Origin of the sequence: Staphylococcus cohnii subsp. cohnii, assembly GCF_002902365.1 — a bacterium.
Lineage (GTDB): Bacteria > Bacillota > Bacilli > Staphylococcales > Staphylococcaceae > Staphylococcus > Staphylococcus cohnii.
Window position 1 is genome coordinate 67,966 of sequence record NZ_PPQC01000069.1, and the last position, 18,638, is coordinate 86,603.

Annotated in this window: 16 protein-coding genes; 11 read left to right on the top strand and 5 right to left on the bottom strand. The window is 32.4% G+C overall.

Annotated elements, in window-relative coordinates; translation table 11 throughout:
- Positions 1 to 6: 6 nt before the first annotated feature.
- The 5 genes from sppA to CD032_RS12700 all read left to right on the top strand — a co-directional run bounded on the left by sppA (position 7) and on the right by CD032_RS12700 (position 4,525).
- The gene (gene sppA / locus CD032_RS12680) at positions 7 to 999 is read left to right on the top strand and encodes a signal peptide peptidase SppA (RefSeq protein WP_019468604.1); all 993 of its coding nucleotides are present in this window, start codon (positions 7 to 9) and stop codon (positions 997 to 999) included.
- Between the two features lie 9 nt (positions 1,000 to 1,008).
- Positions 1,009 to 1,548 carry an RDD family protein gene (locus CD032_RS12685; RefSeq protein ID WP_019468605.1) on the top strand — a complete coding sequence of 180 codons (540 nt, stop codon included), beginning with the start codon at positions 1,009 to 1,011 and terminating at the stop codon, positions 1,546 to 1,548.
- Between the two features lie 89 nt (positions 1,549 to 1,637).
- The gene (gene tpx / locus CD032_RS12690; RefSeq protein ID WP_019468606.1) at positions 1,638 to 2,132 is read left to right on the top strand and encodes a thiol peroxidase; all 495 of its coding nucleotides are present in this window, start codon (positions 1,638 to 1,640) and stop codon (positions 2,130 to 2,132) included.
- 158 nt (positions 2,133 to 2,290) lie between these two features.
- Entirely contained in the window at positions 2,291 to 3,238 is a 948-nt protein-coding gene (locus CD032_RS12695) for a class I SAM-dependent methyltransferase (protein WP_103211528.1), read from the top strand.
- 87 nt (positions 3,239 to 3,325) lie between these two features.
- Entirely contained in the window at positions 3,326 to 4,525 is a 1,200-nt protein-coding gene (locus CD032_RS12700; RefSeq protein ID WP_019468608.1) for an acetate kinase, read from the top strand.
- Positions 4,526 to 4,872: 347 nt separating this feature from the next.
- On the opposite strand, the gene CD032_RS12705 is transcribed toward CD032_RS12700, so the two are convergent.
- Positions 4,873 to 6,039 carry an esterase-like activity of phytase family protein gene (locus CD032_RS12705; protein WP_019468609.1) on the bottom strand — a complete coding sequence of 389 codons (1,167 nt, stop codon included), beginning with the start codon at positions 6,037 to 6,039 and terminating at the stop codon, positions 4,873 to 4,875.
- A 205-nt stretch (positions 6,040 to 6,244) separates the two neighbouring features.
- A complete protein-coding gene (locus CD032_RS12710; protein WP_019468610.1) occupies positions 6,245 to 6,748 on the bottom strand; it encodes a universal stress protein in 504 nt (167 codons plus the stop codon).
- Positions 6,749 to 6,898: 150 nt separating this feature from the next.
- Here CD032_RS12710 and ald point away from each other — a divergent pair, with 150 nt between their 5' ends.
- The gene (ald, locus tag CD032_RS12715) at positions 6,899 to 8,014 is read left to right on the top strand and encodes an alanine dehydrogenase (RefSeq protein WP_019468611.1); all 1,116 of its coding nucleotides are present in this window, start codon (positions 6,899 to 6,901) and stop codon (positions 8,012 to 8,014) included.
- A gap of 251 nt (positions 8,015 to 8,265) precedes the next feature.
- Here the strand turns inward: ald and CD032_RS12720 are convergent, their stop codons facing one another.
- The gene (locus CD032_RS12720; protein WP_103211529.1) at positions 8,266 to 8,895 is read right to left on the bottom strand and encodes a copper homeostasis protein CutC; all 630 of its coding nucleotides are present in this window, start codon (positions 8,893 to 8,895) and stop codon (positions 8,266 to 8,268) included.
- Complete coding sequence (locus CD032_RS12725; RefSeq protein WP_103211530.1) at positions 8,892 to 9,944, bottom strand: M24 family metallopeptidase; 1,053 nt, start codon at positions 9,942 to 9,944, stop codon at positions 8,892 to 8,894. Before CD032_RS12725 ends, CD032_RS12720 begins: the two co-directional genes overlap by 4 nt.
- A gap of 204 nt (positions 9,945 to 10,148) precedes the next feature.
- Here CD032_RS12725 and CD032_RS12730 point away from each other — a divergent pair, with 204 nt between their 5' ends.
- Positions 10,149 to 10,838, top strand: coding sequence for a metal-dependent hydrolase (locus CD032_RS12730; protein ID WP_040030004.1), 690 nt, complete (start codon positions 10,149 to 10,151; stop codon positions 10,836 to 10,838).
- 146 nt (positions 10,839 to 10,984) lie between these two features.
- On the opposite strand, the gene CD032_RS12735 is transcribed toward CD032_RS12730, so the two are convergent.
- Complete coding sequence (locus CD032_RS12735) at positions 10,985 to 11,398, bottom strand: universal stress protein (protein ID WP_019468615.1); 414 nt, start codon at positions 11,396 to 11,398, stop codon at positions 10,985 to 10,987.
- 224 nt (positions 11,399 to 11,622) lie between these two features.
- On the opposite strand from CD032_RS12735, the gene CD032_RS12740 reads away from it, so the two are divergent.
- The 4 genes from CD032_RS12740 (at position 11,623) to ystJ (ending at position 18,578) form a co-directional block, all read left to right on the top strand.
- Complete coding sequence (locus tag CD032_RS12740) at positions 11,623 to 12,915, top strand: DRTGG domain-containing protein (RefSeq protein ID WP_040030005.1); 1,293 nt, start codon at positions 11,623 to 11,625, stop codon at positions 12,913 to 12,915.
- 32 nt (positions 12,916 to 12,947) lie between these two features.
- Positions 12,948 to 13,883, top strand: coding sequence for a DHH family phosphoesterase (locus CD032_RS12745; protein WP_019468617.1), 936 nt, complete (start codon positions 12,948 to 12,950; stop codon positions 13,881 to 13,883).
- A 20-nt stretch (positions 13,884 to 13,903) separates the two neighbouring features.
- Entirely contained in the window at positions 13,904 to 17,107 is a 3,204-nt protein-coding gene (locus CD032_RS12750; RefSeq protein ID WP_064263257.1) for a DNA polymerase III subunit alpha, read from the top strand.
- A gap of 238 nt (positions 17,108 to 17,345) precedes the next feature.
- The gene (gene ystJ / locus CD032_RS12755) at positions 17,346 to 18,578 is read left to right on the top strand and encodes an NADP-dependent malic enzyme (protein WP_019468619.1); all 1,233 of its coding nucleotides are present in this window, start codon (positions 17,346 to 17,348) and stop codon (positions 18,576 to 18,578) included.
- Positions 18,579 to 18,638 lie beyond the last annotated feature (60 nt).

Below are 18,638 nucleotides of genomic sequence, written 5' to 3' on the forward strand. Positions count from 1 at the left end.
TACGTTATGTCGAAAAAGAGAATAATAGCAATAGTACTTGCCGTAATAATCGTGCTTGGTGGTATTGTTATGAGTTCGATATCTACTGTGATATCTTCGCTTTTTAGTGAAGATGGCATGTCAGAAATGGATCCTTTTACTGAAACGGTAGAATCAGAAGGTGACAGTTCAAAACGCATTGTACACCTAACTTTAAATGGTGAAATTAGTGAAGGTACTGGTGAAGGATTGTTTGGAAGCTCTGGTTATAATCATGAAGCATTTCTCAAACAGTTGGATAAAGTGAAAAAAGATAGCTCGATAAAAGGTGTTTTATTAACCGTTAATACACCTGGCGGAGGTACATACCCAAGTGATGAAATTTATAAAAAAATTGAAGAAATAAAACAAAAACATAAAAAAGTTTATGTACATATGGATGCGATGGCTGCATCTGGTGGATATTATATTTCAGCCCCTGCCGATAAAATATATGCTGGCCCTCAATCTACTACTGGGTCCATTGGCGTTATTATGTCAAATGTTGATTATTCTGGATTACAAGAAAAACTAGGCATTAAGGAAAATGTCATTAAATCAGGTGAGCATAAAGACATTATGAGTAGCTCTCGAGAAATGACTAATGAGGAAAAAGATATCCTGCAATCTGTATTAGATGATAGTTATCAAAGATTTATTAATATTGTTGCAGAAGGTAGAGATATGCCAGAGAAAAAGGTTGAAAAGTTAGCTGATGGACGTATTTATAGTGCACAACAAGCTGAAAAGAACGGACTGATTGATGAAATTGGTTATAATGATAATGCGTTAAAAGCACTTAAGAATGACATAAAAGCAAAGGATGCAGAAGTGTTTAAATATAGTGCAGACGAAGGCTGGTTTAGTTCTATTTATTCAACTAAATCAACACTAGATCAATTCAAAAATGAATTAAGTGATTTGAAATCAATTATAAGCAATGATACAGAAGCTGAACCTATGTATCTATATAAAGGTTAGGTGTATAAAATGGAGCAGTATACAAATGAACAAACATTACAAACAACTCCAGAAAATGATAAATCTGATATAGAAGCAATGTATCAAAAACAATTAGCACAGTCTGTATATGCAGGTTTTGGTATAAGGTTTTGGAGTTTTATTATTGATTTACTCATTATATTTGGTATACGTGGACTGATATTGAAACCGATATATCATTTTACACATATAGATGAAATTAAGTTATGGATTGAATATTTTAGCCTAGGTCATCTTTTAGATGCGCTGGTATTTTATCTATACTTTGTATTATTAACCAAATTTTTCAAACAAACGATAGGTAAAATGATTTGTAATATTCGGGTAGAACGGATAGATCGTCAATCCCTTACATGGTCAGATGTATTATTTAGAGAGTGGATTGGACGTATTATAAATGGCGTGTTATTTAATTTACCTTACTTAGTTACTTTGTTTACAAATAAACACAGAGGTATTCATGATATCTTCGCTGACACGGTCGTAATCAGAAATAAATTCGAAAAATTATTTTATTTAAAAAAATAAAAGTAAACTTTAGTAATCTATGAGTTTATTTTGAGACAATAGATGGGTATACTATTGTAGTAAGAACTATTTAATAGGAGGCGTGCAACATGGCACAAATTACATTCAAACAAGAACCAGTAACACTATACGGTTCACAAGTAAAAAAAGGAGAATATGCGCCAGATTTTACTGTTTTAGATAATGATTTAAATGAAGTTAATTTAGAAACTTATGACGGACAAAAAAAATTAATTAGCGTTGTTCCGTCTATAGATACAGGTGTTTGTGACCAACAAACACGTAAATTTAATGAAGAAGCTGCTAAAGAAGATGGTGTAGTTTTAACAATTTCAGCAGACTTACCATTTGCACAAAAAAGATGGTGTGCGTCAAATGGATTAGAAAATGTAATCACATTGAGTGATCACAGAAACTTATCTTTTGGTAAAACGTACGGTGTTGTTATGGAAGAATTACGTTTATTAGCACGTTCTGTTTTCGTTTTAGATAAAAACAATAAAGTTGTTTATACTGAAATTGTTTCTGAAGGCACAAATTTCCCAGACTTTGATGCTGCATTAGAAGCTTATCGTAGTCTATAAATTATATAATATTGTCACATGATTATACTAGTAAAACTCATAAAACAGTATCGTTGACATTATAAATTAAACTGTCCATAATTATTTGGTAATATAAGTTAGGGTACTGACTTAGTTTCAATTAAATTATGGGCAGTTTTTTTAGAAAGGACTTTTAAATGGCACAAGAAGAAACAGTAATGGAACAATTATTTAAGGCACTTGATGAAAAAACCAAATCTTTAAATGAAGAGAATGGTCAAAGTTTCATAGAAAATTTAGGTCTTGCAATGGAAAATATTTATACGAATCAAAGATCATTGCTGGAACAAGCTACGTTACAAGATAGACGTAAAGCATTTCAATTTGCTTATTTAAATTTAATGCAAAAAGAAGATATTCAAGCAAATCATCAAATTACTCCTGATTCAATTGGAATGATTCTAGGTTTCCTTGCCGAGCATTTTTTAAAAAACAAAGAAGCATTTCATGTCGCAGATATTGCGAGTGGGGCTGGACATTTGAGCGCTTCTGTACATGAAGTATTAACTGAACATACAGTTATGCATCATCTTGTTGAAGTCGATCCAGTATTATCGCGTGTAAGTGTACATTTGGCAAACTTTTTAGAAATTCCATTTGATGTTTATCCCCAAGATGCTATCATGCCACTTCCTTTTGAAGACGCAGATGTTGTGATTGGTGATTTACCAATAGGATATTATCCAGTGGATGATAGAAGTAAAGAAATGGATTTAGGTTTTGAAGAAGGACATAGTTTTTCTCACTATTTATTAATTGAACAAGCAGTAACTGCATTAAAAGCATCAGGTTATGCGTTTTTAGTAGTACCTAGTAATTTATTTGAAGGTACGAATGTGAAACAGTTACAAAATTTCATTGCAACAGAAACAGAAATGCAAGCTTTTCTAAACTTGCCATCTACACTGTTTAAAAATGAAAAAGCGCGTAAATCGATACTCATTCTACAGAAAAAAGAAACTAATGTAACAAAGCCTGTAGAGGTTCTGTTAGCTAATATACCTGATTTCAAAAGCCCTCAACAATTTCAAGGTTTTTTACAAGATTTAAATGCTTGGATGATGGAAAATCATCCTGAAAATTAAACTGTAATATTCTTGAATTCTTACTGTATTAATGATTAAATAGATATGGATATAAAAAAACTTAATTTAAATTGGAGGCATTATGCTATGTCAAAATTAATTTTGGCTATTAACGCTGGTAGTTCATCATTGAAATTTCAACTTATTGAAATGCCGGAAGAAAAAATTATTACTAAAGGACTTATTGAACGTATTGGATTAAAAGATTCTGTATTTACTATTGAGGTAGGCGGAGAAAAACACAAATCAACTTTAGATATTGCAGACCACGAACAAGCGGTTAATATTATGTTGGAAAGCTTCAAAAAACATGGTGTGATTGATAGCATTTATGATATCGATGGCACAGGTCATCGTGTCGTACATGGTGGCGAATTATTCCCAAATTCAGTATATGTTACAGATGAAGTTGAGGAACAAATTGAGTCATTAAGTGAACTAGCACCATTACACAACCCTGCAAATTTAATGGGCATTCGTGCTTTTCGCAAATTATTACCAGAAATTCCACATGTAGCTATTTTTGATACTTCATTCCATCAAACAATGCCAGAGAAATCTTATTTATACAGCTTACCATACCAATATTATGAAGATTATGGTATTCGTAAATACGGATTCCACGGAACAAGTCATAAATATGTATCACAACGCGCTGCTGAAATTTTAGGCAAACCGATCGAAGAATTACGCATGATTTCATGTCATATCGGTAACGGAGCATCTATTGCTGCAATTGATGGTGGAGAATCTGTTGATACTTCTATGGGATTCACACCACTAGCTGGTGTTACTATGGGTACGCGTTCAGGGAATATTGACCCTGCCCTAATACCATTTATTATGGAAAAAACTGGAAAAAATGCTGAAGAAGTTCTGAATACATTAAATAAGGAATCTGGTTTGTTAGGTATTTCTGGTACTTCAAGTGATTTAAGAGATATTATTGATGAAGCAAAAGCAGGTAAAGAACGTGCGCAATTAGCATTAGATGTATTTGCATCAAGAATTCATAAATATATTGGTTCTTATGCGACACGTATGCACGGCGTAGATGTAATTATCTTTACTGCAGGCGTAGGTGAGAACTCTGACCCTGTTAGAGCAAAAGTTTTAGAAGGTTTAGAATTTATGGGTGTTTATTGGGATGCTAAGAAAAATGAAGCAATTCATGGTGAAGAAGGTTTCATTAACTATCCACATTCTCCTGTAAAAGTTATTGTTATTCCTACAAATGAAGAGGTAATGATTGCACGTGATGTAGTTAAATTTGGTAATCTTGAATAAATTTGAAATCAAAAGTATGATAGTTTAAAATGCACGATAGGTTATGACATAGTTTAAGATATAAAACAATGTTTAAAAATTAAAATCTATGATATAAATATCTAGCTTATAAATAATAGGGCCAATCCTTAATGTGGATTGGCCCTATTTATATTTGAAATATTACGATTTTGATCGTGCATGCTTGCCTGGGGATATGGCTCGAGCCTGTAGTCTCTCGTCCATATCATTTCCCCGGGCGTCAGCACGATGCAAAATCTCTATAATTTATATGTTATCTGCCTAGTTACCTTTAATTTAAATAGACATATATAAATTCCAAAAATAAAAGCTGTTTTTTGCAATTCTTAAGGTTTTATTTCAAATGCAGTAAGGTTCGTTTGTTGTTTTTGATTAAAGTTATTATCTGATATAAGAACTAAACTGTCGTGACCATTTGGCAATTTTGGACCAAAAGACATACCTTCTATGTTGTCAATATGTCCGATGTCTTGCGCATTAAGATTTGCAATTAATTGTTTTTTAACAGGTGTAACATGGTTCTTTTGCAGTGATTTGATATTTTTAGTATCTGTTCCGCTTGTGCTATCAATTTTATAAATACGTATATAATTTTTGAAATTGTTATTTTTATCTTGAACACTGGCACGCTCAAGTACAAGTAATTCCTTTTTATTCAATGTTAAAATTTCAGCTATTCCATTTTCAGCATCTTTGTTTTTTCCTGGTTTTTTTGAAATTGGATCTAGATTATAAGGCTTTTCTGAAATAACATCACCTTGACGATTATATTTTGTTAGGCGTGTTTTAGCGCTTGATTTTATGGTTGGTAATTGATCATCTTGAAGTAAAGGTGCTTCCATAGAAGTCCAAATATACTTACCATTTTCGGAAAAACTGCTACCTTCTAACGCAAGGTTATTTCTAAATCCATGTTTATTCTGATGTCCCATTTTAATAGGGGTATGGATTTGGAGATTACTAATAAATGTGCCATTTCTAGCAGCTGTCCTTATAAATGGATTGAAACCAAGTTCGCGATCGCCTTCACTTGTATAAAGCAGACGTTTATGATTTAAAGGGTCAATTCTTATCGACTCAGGGTCAGCTACAACATCATGTTGGTGCTTCTTAAATGATGTCTTACTTGGATATTTTGTGCCATTGGGTTGTGTTAAAAAGTGCATTTGAGTGAATTTCACTTTGTTAAATTTATGTTTATTGTAATTGATTTGAGCTTCATAAAACCTAGCAGGATTTTCTTCTGAGCGGTCGTCGCTAATCATTAGCCACTTTTTGGACTTAGCATCATAAGAAATACCAGAAAGACCGCCTATTTTTGTATTTTTGAATGATTTATTATAAGGGATGGTTTTTGTGTCAATATATTTTAATTGAGAAGCCGTTTTTTCATTTTTTACATCATCGTTATAAGCATATGTATGTGTTGACGCAGAAATAAAAAAAGCACTAATAGATAAACTAACCATCATCATTCTCTTAAATTGGTTCATATCATTTACTCCTTTATGGTATGCCTTAATTCTATTTTACATATTTGATATGAAGCTCATTTAAGGATGATATAACAATTTCTTAACAACTAAACAGGCGATGTGAAGATGATTAAGCAAAAAAGATAGTTTTACACGATATACAGTGTAAAACTATCTTTTTTCTATAGCTGAATGTCTTTATTAAATAAGTTGTACTTTAACGTTAATGTGCTTGATACTTGGATCTAAATTCATCTGTAGCTACCTGTGGTTGGAAATCTTCAGGAAGTTCTTCTGTACGTACGACCAACACGTCACAAGGAGAGTGACGCACAATCGCTTCTGATACAGAACCTACGATAAATCTTTCAACTGCGTTTAAACCTGATGTACCACACATAATTAAATCTGCATCAACATCAGCAGCTAATTTTTTAGGTATGATTGCTTTCGGTGAACCAAATTCTAGTCTCGTTTCAACTTCAGTAACACCAGCATTCGTAGCCACTTCTTTATAACCTTTTAATAAATCATCAGAGAAGTTTTTTGATTTTTCAGTAAATTGCGCATCATAAACTTCATAAGAAGAGTAAGTTCTTGAATCAATAACATTTACGATTGTTAGTTTTGAATCATTACGTTTTGCAACTTCTACAGCTTTATTAAATGCCCATTCAGCTTCATGTGATCCATCGACTGCGATTAAAATATTTTTATACGTTAGCATCACAATTACCTCCTTCATCTTCTTGCTTATATTATACCACTATTTACAGAATATTAACATAATTCGCCTTAATACATGTTGTAAAAATACCCTAAACTATGATTGCGCTTTCATATAATACGCGTTACTATAAATTTGGAGGTGGATAAAATGATAATAGGTATTCCGAAAGAGATTAAAAACAATGAAAATAGGGTGAGTTTATCACCAAGTGGCGTACATGCATTAGTAGAACAAGGTCACTCAGTTATTGTTGAAAAATCTGCTGGTTTAGGTTCATATTTTGAAGACGAAGATTATATTACAGCTGGAGCTAAAATTGGTGATGTACCGGCTGAAGTATGGAACGTTGATATGGTTATGAAAGTTAAAGAACCATTAGAAGAAGAGTTCCAATATTTTAAGGAAGGGTTAATACTATTTACTTATTTACATTTAGCAAATGAAAAGAAACTCACACAAGCTTTATTAGATAATAAAGTAATAGGTATTGCTTATGAAACAGTTCAATTGCAAGATAAAACATTACCATTATTAACGCCGATGAGTGAAGTGGCAGGGCGTATGTCTGCACAAATTGGTGCTGAATTTTTACAAAAATATAAAGGCGGTATGGGTATTTTACTTGGTGGTGTACCTGGCGTAGCTAAAGGTCGCGTAACGATTATCGGCGGCGGTCAAGCCGGTACAAATGCTGCTAAAATTGCATTAGGTTTAGGTGCCGATGTAACAATTTTAGATGTTAACCCTAAGCGTTTACAAGAGCTTGAAGATTTATTTGATGGCCGTGTACACACAATTATGTCTAATCCATTAAATATTGAAGAATGTGTTAAAAATAGTGACTTAGTCATCGGTGCGGTATTAATTCCTGGTGCCAAAGCACCAAACCTAGTTACTGAAGACATGGTAAAATCCATGAAAGACGGTTCGGTAATCGTTGATATTGCTATAGACCAAGGTGGTATTTTCGAAACGACTGACCGTATTTCAACACATGACGATCCAACATATAAAAAACATGGCGTTGTACATTATGCTGTGGCTAATATGCCTGGTGCAGTACCACGTACTTCTACTATTGCATTAAATAATGCAACGTTACCTTATGCATTACAAATTGCGGGAAAAGGTTATTTAAAAGCATTACAAGATAATGAACCTTTATCATTAGGTTTAAATACTATTAATGGCGTATTAACCAATAAAGGTGTTGGTAAAGCTTTGAATTTACCATATTCTAACGTTGAAAGCACTCTAAAATAATAAAAAATAACAAACAAAAACTGGTAATCTCTTCCATATAGTAGAGGTTACCAGTTTTTAAATTCAGTTTTAATACGATTTATTAAAATTTAGTGCACGCGTAATAAGCTTTTAAAATATAATATAAAATTTGATATTTGTATTAAAACAATTACTTAAGTGAAGAGCATTATAAAGTGGATTGTCAATGGTCTTATGGAAATTGTGTTGCCATTATATATTGAAATTTTCACAAAGTATATATGCTATTGTTATACAATTTTTGTACCATGTACCTCTTGAAAAGGAAATGCAGTAATGAGTTCTTGAACATTAGATTTTGTTAAACCGCCACCAGGCATGATTTCAATCTTTCCTCCTGAATTCACGACCAATTTACCAAGTTGATTTAAATTGTCAAAAATATTGGTGTCAGTCGGACCCCCATGTGTGAGTAATCTACTAAACCCAAGTTCAATTAATTTGTGTAATGCTTTTACTTGACCTTCTAAATGTATTTCATCAAACGCCATATGACAAACAACAGGTATCGGCGATGCTAGTTGTTTTAATGTTTTCATTTGCCATTCATTCAATGTGTTATCATCTGTTAAACAACCGAATACAAAATAATCAATATCAAATGATTTAATTGCTTTAATATCTCGCTGCATAATTTCAAAGTCATATAGGCTATATACAAAATCGCCACCGCGTGGACGAATCATGACAGCAATTTCTACGTCGTTTGCTTTGCAAATTTCAGTAGCAATTTCAACCATTCCTATACTTGGCGTGGTTCCTCCGACATGTAAATGATCACACAATTCAACACGATCTGCGCCATTTTCAATTGCATATTCAACTTGTTGGATTGTTTCAACTACGGCTTCTTTGATCATTTTTCGTAACCTGTCAAACTTTCATTTCCATTTTCAGTTACGAGAATATCATCTTCAATACGGACACCAGCTACACCAGGCACATAGATGCCAGGTTCAACAGTTACAACCATCCCTGGTACAAATTCATTTGCATTTGTACTAGAAACATCTTGATATTCATGCTCTTCTAATCCAAGACCATGCCCTAGTCGATGAGGGAAATAGTCTCCGTATCCATCATCTGTAATAATACCTCGGGCAATAGCGTCTATATCTTTAATTTTTACACCAGGTTTAATTGCAGCGATTGCCTCTTGTTCAGCTTTTAATACGATATCGTATATGTTTTGAGCATCTGAGCTAGGTTGTCCAAATTTAATTGTTCTTGTCATATCACTACAATAATTTTCATAAATGACACCTAAATCAAATAATACGAATTCATTATTTTGTAATTGACGTTCACCAGGTATACCATGTGGTGACGCTGCATGATCACCGAAGAGGACCATCGTATCAAAGCTCATTTCATTTACGCCATACGCTTTGATTTCATATTCAATGTGATTAACAACTTGTCGTTCTGTCACACCTTCTTTTAAGAAACTTGCACCAATTTCAATACATTTATCTGCAAGTTCACATGCTTTACGAATTTTAGCAATTTCAGAGTCACTTTTAACATTACGTAGTGACTTTATTGTTTGATCAATATCACCGAACGCTTTTACATCAAAAGCTGCGATTAATTCACGTTGACGTTGCACAGTTAAATGTGCCGCTTCAACTAACATTTTATTGAAAGTAAAGGGATACTTATCTAATGCATTTTCTGTATCAAGGTAACCAATGATTTCACCATCAAATGGTGAAGCCTTTACTTCTTCGACTTCTAATTGTGGACAAAATAGGACTTGATCGCCATTTTCTTTGATTAATAATGCTAGTAAACGTTCATGAGGATCACTTAAATAGCCTGTGAAATAAAAGATGTTCAATGGGGTAGTAATCCATGCTGCGTCAGCTTGTTGTGATTTTAATGATTCTATAACTTGTTGTAACTTCATTTTACTGCCTCCTAAATATATGATTATATTAATTTTAAGTTAGTTGTGTAAGGAATTCAAAAATAATATGTTGAAATAAGATATATTGCTAAAATTATTAAAAGAATTATCATATATAAGCACGTATTTTGTTAAAAGCGTGTTATAACTATTAATAATTGTGGTATATATAAAATAAATAGTTTTATGGGAGGAATTATCGATATGAAATTATCTTTTCATGGACAATCAACGATTTATTTTGAAGCGAATGGCAAAAAAGTAATTGTTGATCCATTTATTACGGGCAACGATTTATCCGATTTAGATGCTGAAACTTTAGAAGTTGATTATATTATTTTGACACATGGTCATGGAGATCATTTTGGTGATACGATTGAATTAGCAAATCGAAATCACGCAACAGTTATTGGTTCAGCAGAATTAGGTGATTATTTAACGACTACTAAAAACGTTGAAAATGTTAGACCTATGAATATTGGTGGTAAAGCAGAATTTGATTTTGGAACGGTTAAGTTTGTACAAGCGTTTCATAGTTCTAGCTTGACTGACGACAATGGTATTCCCGTATATTTAGGTATGCCGATGGGGCTAATTTTAGAAATAGAAGGCAAGACGATTTATCATACTGGTGATACAGGATTATTTGGTGACATGAAATTAATTGCCGAACGTCATCCAGTTGACATTTGTTTTATTCCAATTGGTGATAATTTCACAATGGGCATTGATGATGCTAGTTTTGCAATTAATCAGTTCATTAAACCTAAAATTACAATACCAATTCACTACAATACATTTGACTTAATCAAACAAAATCCAGACGACTTCAAGTCAGCTGTTTCAGAAGGTGAAGTACAGATATTAAATCCAGGAGACGCAGTTCAACTTTAAAGTGATTGCGATATAAACAGCTTACACATAAAATGTAAACGCCAATTTCACTAACATCATAGTAGAAATTGGCGTTTACTTTGTTTTTTATGGAATTGAACTAATTGTTGCAATGAGATGATTTTCCCAGTTATTAAACCGTTGTACTATTTTACTATTAGCACAGGGATGCTTGCTCTTTTAGCAACTTTGTGACTCACACTACCTAGTACGAATTTTTTCTTTTCTTCGGCACGACGGTTACTGAGGACAACTATTTCATATTTACCACTATTTGCTTCTTTTACCAATTGTTCTTTGGCATTACCACGTACAATGATTTCATCATATTTGATGCCATATTCATCGAGCGTATTTCGAGTGCTTTCTAACCCTTTACTACGTTTTTCAACAAGCTTATCTAAATGAACACCAGATTTAATCGATGCTTGTGCATCTTGCTCACTGATTGCATTAAGAATTGTTACAACAGTATCTTCGCCAGCTAATTTAGAAACTTCTTTAAGTGCTTTTTCATTTTTAAGTGTTGTATCAACACCTAGTAAAATATTTTTAAACATTATTCCATCCCTCCTTAATTCTATTCTAATTAAAGTTTATCACAAATCAAATTAAAAATTATATATTTTCATATTAACAGAGTAAAAAGTTTTATAGATATTAATATCTTAGTGAATATATGTCATAATTAAAGTTAAAATATATTTTTCAAGTGATTAAATCGCAATTTTAGTTATAAAAAGTTATAATATCATAGAAAATGTCCAAAAATGAGGTTATTACAATGACAAAGCATGAGCAAATTTTATCTTATATCGAATCTTTAGCAGTAGGGCAAAAAATTTCTGTTAGAAAAATAGCGAAAGATTTAAATGTCTCTGAAGGGACAGCTTATCGTGCGATCAAAGATGCCGGTAGAATTGGTTTAGTAGCAACAATCGATAGAGTTGGTACTGTCCGAATAGAAAAGAAAACACGTGAACAAATTGAACAACTTACATTTGGAGAAATTGTAAAAATAATTGATGGACAAGTATTAGGAGGAAGAAATGGCCTCATCAAGACATTAACAAAATTTGCTATTGGCGCAATGGAAATTGATGATGTGGTAAAGTATTTAAGTCCGCATACATTGTTGATTGTAGGAAATCGAAAAGACGTACAATTAGCCGCTTTGAAAAGAGGAAATGCAGTATTGATTACAGGTGGTTTTAGAACGTCCAATGAAATAATCAAATATGCTGATGAACATGATTTACCAATACTATCATCTAATTATGATACATATTTAGTTGCAAATATTATTAACAGAGCGATGTATAATCAAATGATTCGGAAAGAAATATTAGTCGTCGAAGATATAGTGAAATCTGTGAATGAAGATACTGTAGTTTTTGACAATATGACGTTGCACGATTATAAAGAAAAAGCAAAACGCACAGGTCACTCCAGATTTCCAGTTATCGATGAACATTGGCGTTTAGTTGGTATCATTACGAGTAAAGAAATTATTAAAATGGAAGACAAGGATACTTTAGCACATTTTATGACTAAGTCTCCGCTTAATGTACAACTATCAACTACAGTAGCAAATTGTGCACATATGATGATTTGGGAAGGTATCGAATTATTACCAGTGATTTCACCAAGCAAAAAATTAATTGGTGTAATTACAAGAAAAGATGTGTTGACAGCAATGCAATTATTAAGTCGTCAACCCCAGGTAGGCGAAACTATTAATGATCAAGTAGCTAAACATATTACAATTGCAAATGATGATATTCAAGTACAAACTTCGCCTTTACTTACAAATCAGTTTGGCACACTGAGTAAAGCGGTGTTTGTAGCTATTATTGAAGAAACTGTGCGTTATGAAATGCGGAAGTTAAAGAAACTTGAAGTAATGATTGAAAGTTTAAATATCATTTACATTAAGATTGTGCAAATTGAATCTGAAATTAATGTACATTATGATATGTTAGATGTAGGAAGAAATTTTGCTAAATTAGAAGTAACGATGACAAGTGATGGTAAACATGTTGCAAAAGCAATGATTATTTGTCAAATGATAGATTAAAAGCATATATAACTTAAAAAAGGAAGATAAAAATGACGATAGAATTTAACCAAATTATGGATGAAATAAAAGCGGTTCAAACAGTAATTATACATAGACATGTAAGACCAGACCCAGATGCTTATGGATCACAACTTGGAATGAAAAATTATTTGAAACTTAAATTTCCAGAAAAGAATATTTATGCAGTAGGAGAAGGAGAACCGTCACTTGATTTTATCGGTACTTTTGATGATATTAGTGATGACCAATATAACGAAGCATTGGTTATCGTATGTGATACTGCTAATTCTCCTAGAATCAGTGACCATAGATTCAATGCTGGCAAACGTCTTGTTAAAATAGATCATCATCCAGCAGTTGACCAATACGGAGATATTAACTATGTGAATGACCAAGCATCATCAACGAGTGAGATTATTTTTGATTTTATAAGTCATTTTAATGATCAATCACTAATTGATGATTCTGTAGCAAGAGTATTATATTTAGGTATTGTAGGCGATACTGGACGGTTTTTATTCAATAATACAACACCACATACTATGGAAGTCGCAAGCCAATTATTAAAATATTCATTTAACCATCAGCAAGAATTGAATAAATTAGGGGAAAAAGATCCAAAACTATTACCTTTTCAAGGCTATGTTTTACAGAATTTTGATTTAAATGAAAAAGGTTTCTGTAAGGTGAAAATCACCAAAGATGTACTTGAACAATTTGATATTGTAGCGAATGAAGCTTCGCTTTTTGTCAATGCGATTGCTGATATTCAAGGGTTGAAAATATGGGTGTTTGCGGTAGATGAAGGTTCCGAGATTAGATGTCGTATTCGTTCTAAAGGTATCGTCATTAATGATATTGCTAACACATTTGGTGGTGGAGGTCATCCGAATGCATCTGGTGTTTCAGTTGCAGATTGGCACCAATTTGAAGCATTAGCACAAGCATTAAATAATAAATTGTAATATTAAGGAGGTATTTGCTGATGGTTGCGCATTTAAACGTTCATACATCGTATGACTTATTGAATTCAAGTATTAAAATTAAAGATGTCATTGCGAAAGCAGCGAAAGAAGGTTATACATCGTTAGCAATTACAGATACAAACGTTTTATATGGGTACCCTCAATTTTATGACGCGTGTATTACAGCAAATATCCATCCTATATTTGGAATGACGATTTATCTTACAGATGGTTTGTCATCAGTTGAAACTATAGTACTTGCTAAAAATAATCATGGTCTAAAAGATTTATTTAAATTATCTTCTGCGATAAAAATGAAAGAGAAGACTGAAACGCCAATAGAGTGGCTAAATAAATATATTGATCATTTGGTTATCATATTTAAAAATGTTACGGAAGCACACCAAAGTATATTACAAAATTTCACTGATAAAGATGATATATTTGTAAATCACAATAGCCAACAAAGATTAGATTTTCCTGTTGTATGGGCGCAAAGTACAAATTATCTAAATGAAGATGATGCGGATACTTTAACGGCTTTAGCTGCTATCAAAAATAATGAGAAATTAGATTTGGTTAAAGAAGTTCATAATTATAATGCACATATGTATAGTCAGTCCGATTTGGATGCGTTTAATTTAAGCGAGCAAATTTGGCAAAATACAAATTACGTTGCGTCCATTTGTAATGCCGAACTACAATATCATCAATCGTTATTACCTAAATTCAAAACACCGAGTAACCAACCGTCTAAAGATTACCTTTATCAAGTTCTCCAACAAAATTTAAAACAACTAAATTTACCCAATGCTTCATTACAAAAATACGATAACAGGCTTAATCATGAATATGAGATTATCACACGCATGGGTTTTGAAGATTATTTTTTAATTGTTAGTGATTTAATCCATTATGCTAAAACGCATGATGTATTAGTCGGTCCGGGTCGTGGTTCATCTGCTGGCTCCTTAGTCAGTTATCTATTAGATATTACGACGGTTGATCCCATTAAATATAACTTGTTATTTGAGCGATTTTTAAATCCTGAACGTGTTACTATGCCAGATATTGATATCGATTTTGAAGATACGCATAGAGAAAAAGTGATTAAATACGTACAAGAAAAATATGGTGATAACCACGTTGCTGGCATTGTGACGTTTGGTCATTTATTAGCGAGGGCAGTTTCAAGAGATGTAGGTCGAATTATGGGTTTTGATGAAATAACATTAAATGAGATCTCATCTTTAATCCCTCATAAGTTAGGTATTACATTAGATGAGGCATATGAGCAAACTGAATTTAAACAATTTGTGCATAGAAATCATCGGCATGAACGCTGGTTTGAAATTTGTAAAAAATTAGAAGGATTGCCACGACATACGTCAACACATGCAGCAGGGATCATTATAAACGATCATCCTTTATATGAATATACACCATTAACTTTAGGAGATACGGGGTTATTGACACAGTGGACCATGACTGAAGCTGAACGTATTGGCCTTTTAAAAATTGATTTTCTAGGTTTACGAAACTTATCTATTATTCATCAAATCGTTAAACAAGTAAAAAGAGATATGAATATTGATATAGATATTGAAGCCATTCCTTTTAATGATCCAAAAGTATTTCAGTTACTCTCGCAGGGTGACACAACAGGTGTATTCCAATTAGAATCTGATGGCATACGAAATGTATTGAAAAAGTTACAGCCAGAACAATTTGAAGATATTGTGGCAGTAACTTCTTTGTATAGACCAGGACCTATGGAAGAAATTCCAACCTATATTACAAGAAGACACTTCCCTGAAAAAGTACAATATTTGCATAAAGATTTAGAACCTATATTAAAAACTACTTACGGTGTAATTATTTATCAAGAACAAATTATGCAAATCGCGAGTAAGTTTGCTAATTTTAGTTATGGTGAAGCGGATATATTAAGACGTGCTATGAGTAAAAAAAATCGTGCAGTATTAGAGAGTGAGCGACAACATTTTGTAGAAGGTGCTTTAAGTAACGGATATGATGAACGATTAAGCAAGCAGATTTTTGATTTGATTTTAAAATTTGCAGACTATGGCTTTGCACGTGCACATGCAGTGAGCTATTCTAAAATAGCTTATATTATGAGTTATTTAAAAGTACACTATGCTAATTATTTTTATGCCAATATATTGAGCAATTCAATTGGTAGCGAAAAAAAGACGGCACAAATGATTGATGAAGCGAAACATCAGCAATTAAATATATTGGCACCTAATATTAATGAAAGTCATTGGTTTTATAAAGCAAGTAATAAAGGTATTTATCTATCTTTAGGTGCGATTAAAGGCATAGGTTATCAAAGTGTTAAACTCATCGTCGATGAAAGAAAAAATAATGGTGCATATAAAGATTTCTTTGACTTTACACGTCGTATCCCTAAAAGAATAAAGAGTAGGAAATTACTTGAAGCATTAATATTAGTCGGCGCTTTTGATACATTTGGTAAGAATCGAGCGACTTTATTGCAGTCTATTGACCAAGTATTAGATGACGTTTCCGATGTTGAACAAGATGGTTTTATTTTTGATGTGTTGACACCTAAAACAACATATGAAGAAAAAGAAGAGCTACCAGATCAAGTGTTAAGTGATTATGAAAAAGAATATTTAGGGTTTTATGTATCTACTCATCCTGTAGAAAAAGCATTTGAAGAAAAACAATATCTTGGTATTTATAAACTTAATAATGCCAGAGATAATCAACCAATCTTTGTTCAAATCGACCAGTTAAAACGTATTCGTACTAAAAATGGACAAAACATGGCATTTATTACGTTAAATGACGGTCTTAACAATTTAGATGGTGTAGTGTTCCCAGACGCATATAAAAAATTTGAGGTATATTTAAACAATACAGATACGCTTATCGTGAAAGGTAAATTTGAAAATAGAAATAATAAAAAGCAACTTATTATTAATCAAATAGAAAATGTTGCGTCATTTGAGAACAATAAATTAGCAAATGCGAAACAAATAATCATTAGAAATATTGAAAGTTTATCGGAAATAAAACAGTGGTTAAATTCACAAGAGACTGCAGACGATATCCCAGTGAAATATTTTCAAGAAAAACAAAATCAATTTAAAATAATAGGTTTTATATCACGTGAAAAAGAGAAAATTGAAGTGCTTATATCTAAGTTTTCACCGTGGGATATAAGGATAATTTAACTTTATCAAGTCTATAAACTATGATATAGTAAACTGATGGTTAAGTTGAAACTTGCCATCAGTTTATATTAAATGATGACATCTATACTTCATGTGAAATATATGTTTTTATTACAAAAGTTAACATACAACTTGTGCTTGCTATTTAATGCTAACGATAACATTTGTAATTTATGTTAGATTGTAATAAAAATATATATGACTGATTAAAATTATTGAATGTAAGGGGTAGGTTTACATGACATTAAGAGACGACGCACTAGAAATGCATAGAATAAATCAAGGTAAATTAGAAGTTACACCAAAAGTACAAGTGACCAATAAAGAAGAGTTGAGTTTAGCGTATTCACCTGGTGTAGCTGAGCCATGTAAAGAAATACACGAAGACCCTAGAAAAGTATTTGAATATACCATGAAAGCAAATACAATCGCAGTTGTTACAGATGGTACGGCTGTACTTGGACTGGGTGACATAGGTCCAGAAGCTAGTATTCCAGTAATGGAAGGTAAAGCAGTTTTGTTTAAAAGTTTTTCAGGCATAGATGGTGTACCAATTGCACTAAATACTACGGATACAGATGAAATCGTTAATACAGTGAAATTATTAGAACCTAACTATGGTGGCATTAATCTTGAAGATATTTCTGCACCACGTTGTTTTGAAATAGAAGAGCGTTTGAAAAAAGAAACAAAAATACCTGTTTTTCATGATGATCAACATGGTACAGCAATTGTTACAGTCGCAGGTATGATAAATGCGCTACGCATTATAGATAAAGAATTATCAGATATAAAAGTGGTACTTAACGGAGCTGGCGCAGCAGGTATGGCAATTGTTCAATTACTGTATTCATACGGTGTTAGAGATATGATTATGTGTGATTCAAAAGGTGCAATTTATGAAGGCCGTTCCCACGGAATGAATGATACAAAATCATTTGTAGCTAAATGGACAAACAGAGATAGAGTAGAAGGTTCATTAAATGATGTAATTAAAGATGCTGATGTATTTATTGGTGTTTCTGTAGCTGATTTATTAACAAAAGAAATGGTTGAGTCAATGGCTAAAGATCCAATTATATTTGCAATGGCGAATCCTAACCCTGAAATCAACCCTGATGTAGCAAAAGAAGCAGGCGCCAAAGTAATTGGAACGGGTCGTTCTGATTATCCAAATCAAATCAATAACGTACTTGCATTTCCTGGTATATTCAGAGGTGCATTAGATGTAGAAGCTACACACATTAATGAAGAGATGAAACAAGCTGCAGTAGAAGCAATTGCAGACTTAATTAAACCGGAAGAATTAAATCCAGATTACTGCATTCCAGGTCCATTTGATAAACGTGTTGCACCTTCTGTTGCTAGAGAAGTTGCAAAAGCTGCAATGGAAACAGGGGTAGCAAGAACAGATATGGATCCAGAAGAAATTTATAATAAAACAATGAAATTAACAGACTTAGATAAATAATATTCATGAATACTGATCTCAAAATATTGAGTTTATAATATTGGAAAGACAGTAATGGTT

Bases quoted from the DNA above. Each gene is read 5' to 3' on its own strand.
- sppA (WP_019468604.1), top strand. From the start codon at position 7: ATGTCGAAAAAGAGAATAATAGCAATAGTACTTGCCGTAATAATCGTG.
- CD032_RS12685 (WP_019468605.1), top strand. From the start codon at position 1,009: ATGGAGCAGTATACAAATGAACAAACATTACAAACAACTCCAGAAAAT.
- tpx (WP_019468606.1), top strand. From the start codon at position 1,638: ATGGCACAAATTACATTCAAACAAGAACCAGTAACACTATACGGTTCA.
- CD032_RS12695 (WP_103211528.1), top strand. From the start codon at position 2,291: ATGGCACAAGAAGAAACAGTAATGGAACAATTATTTAAGGCACTTGAT.
- CD032_RS12700 (WP_019468608.1), top strand. From the start codon at position 3,326: ATGTCAAAATTAATTTTGGCTATTAACGCTGGTAGTTCATCATTGAAA.
- CD032_RS12705 (WP_019468609.1), bottom strand. From the start codon at position 6,039: ATGAACCAATTTAAGAGAATGATGATGGTTAGTTTATCTATTAGTGCT.
- CD032_RS12710 (WP_019468610.1), bottom strand. From the start codon at position 6,748: ATGCTAACGTATAAAAATATTTTAATCGCAGTCGATGGATCACATGAA.
- ald (WP_019468611.1), top strand. From the start codon at position 6,899: ATGATAATAGGTATTCCGAAAGAGATTAAAAACAATGAAAATAGGGTG.
- CD032_RS12720 (WP_103211529.1), bottom strand. From the start codon at position 8,895: ATGATCAAAGAAGCCGTAGTTGAAACAATCCAACAAGTTGAATATGCA.
- CD032_RS12725 (WP_103211530.1), bottom strand. From the start codon at position 9,944: ATGAAGTTACAACAAGTTATAGAATCATTAAAATCACAACAAGCTGAC.
- CD032_RS12730 (WP_040030004.1), top strand. From the start codon at position 10,149: ATGAAATTATCTTTTCATGGACAATCAACGATTTATTTTGAAGCGAAT.
- CD032_RS12735 (WP_019468615.1), bottom strand. From the start codon at position 11,398: ATGTTTAAAAATATTTTACTAGGTGTTGATACAACACTTAAAAATGAA.
- CD032_RS12740 (WP_040030005.1), top strand. From the start codon at position 11,623: ATGACAAAGCATGAGCAAATTTTATCTTATATCGAATCTTTAGCAGTA.
- CD032_RS12745 (WP_019468617.1), top strand. From the start codon at position 12,948: ATGACGATAGAATTTAACCAAATTATGGATGAAATAAAAGCGGTTCAA.
- CD032_RS12750 (WP_064263257.1), top strand. From the start codon at position 13,904: ATGGTTGCGCATTTAAACGTTCATACATCGTATGACTTATTGAATTCA.
- ystJ (WP_019468619.1), top strand. From the start codon at position 17,346: ATGACATTAAGAGACGACGCACTAGAAATGCATAGAATAAATCAAGGT.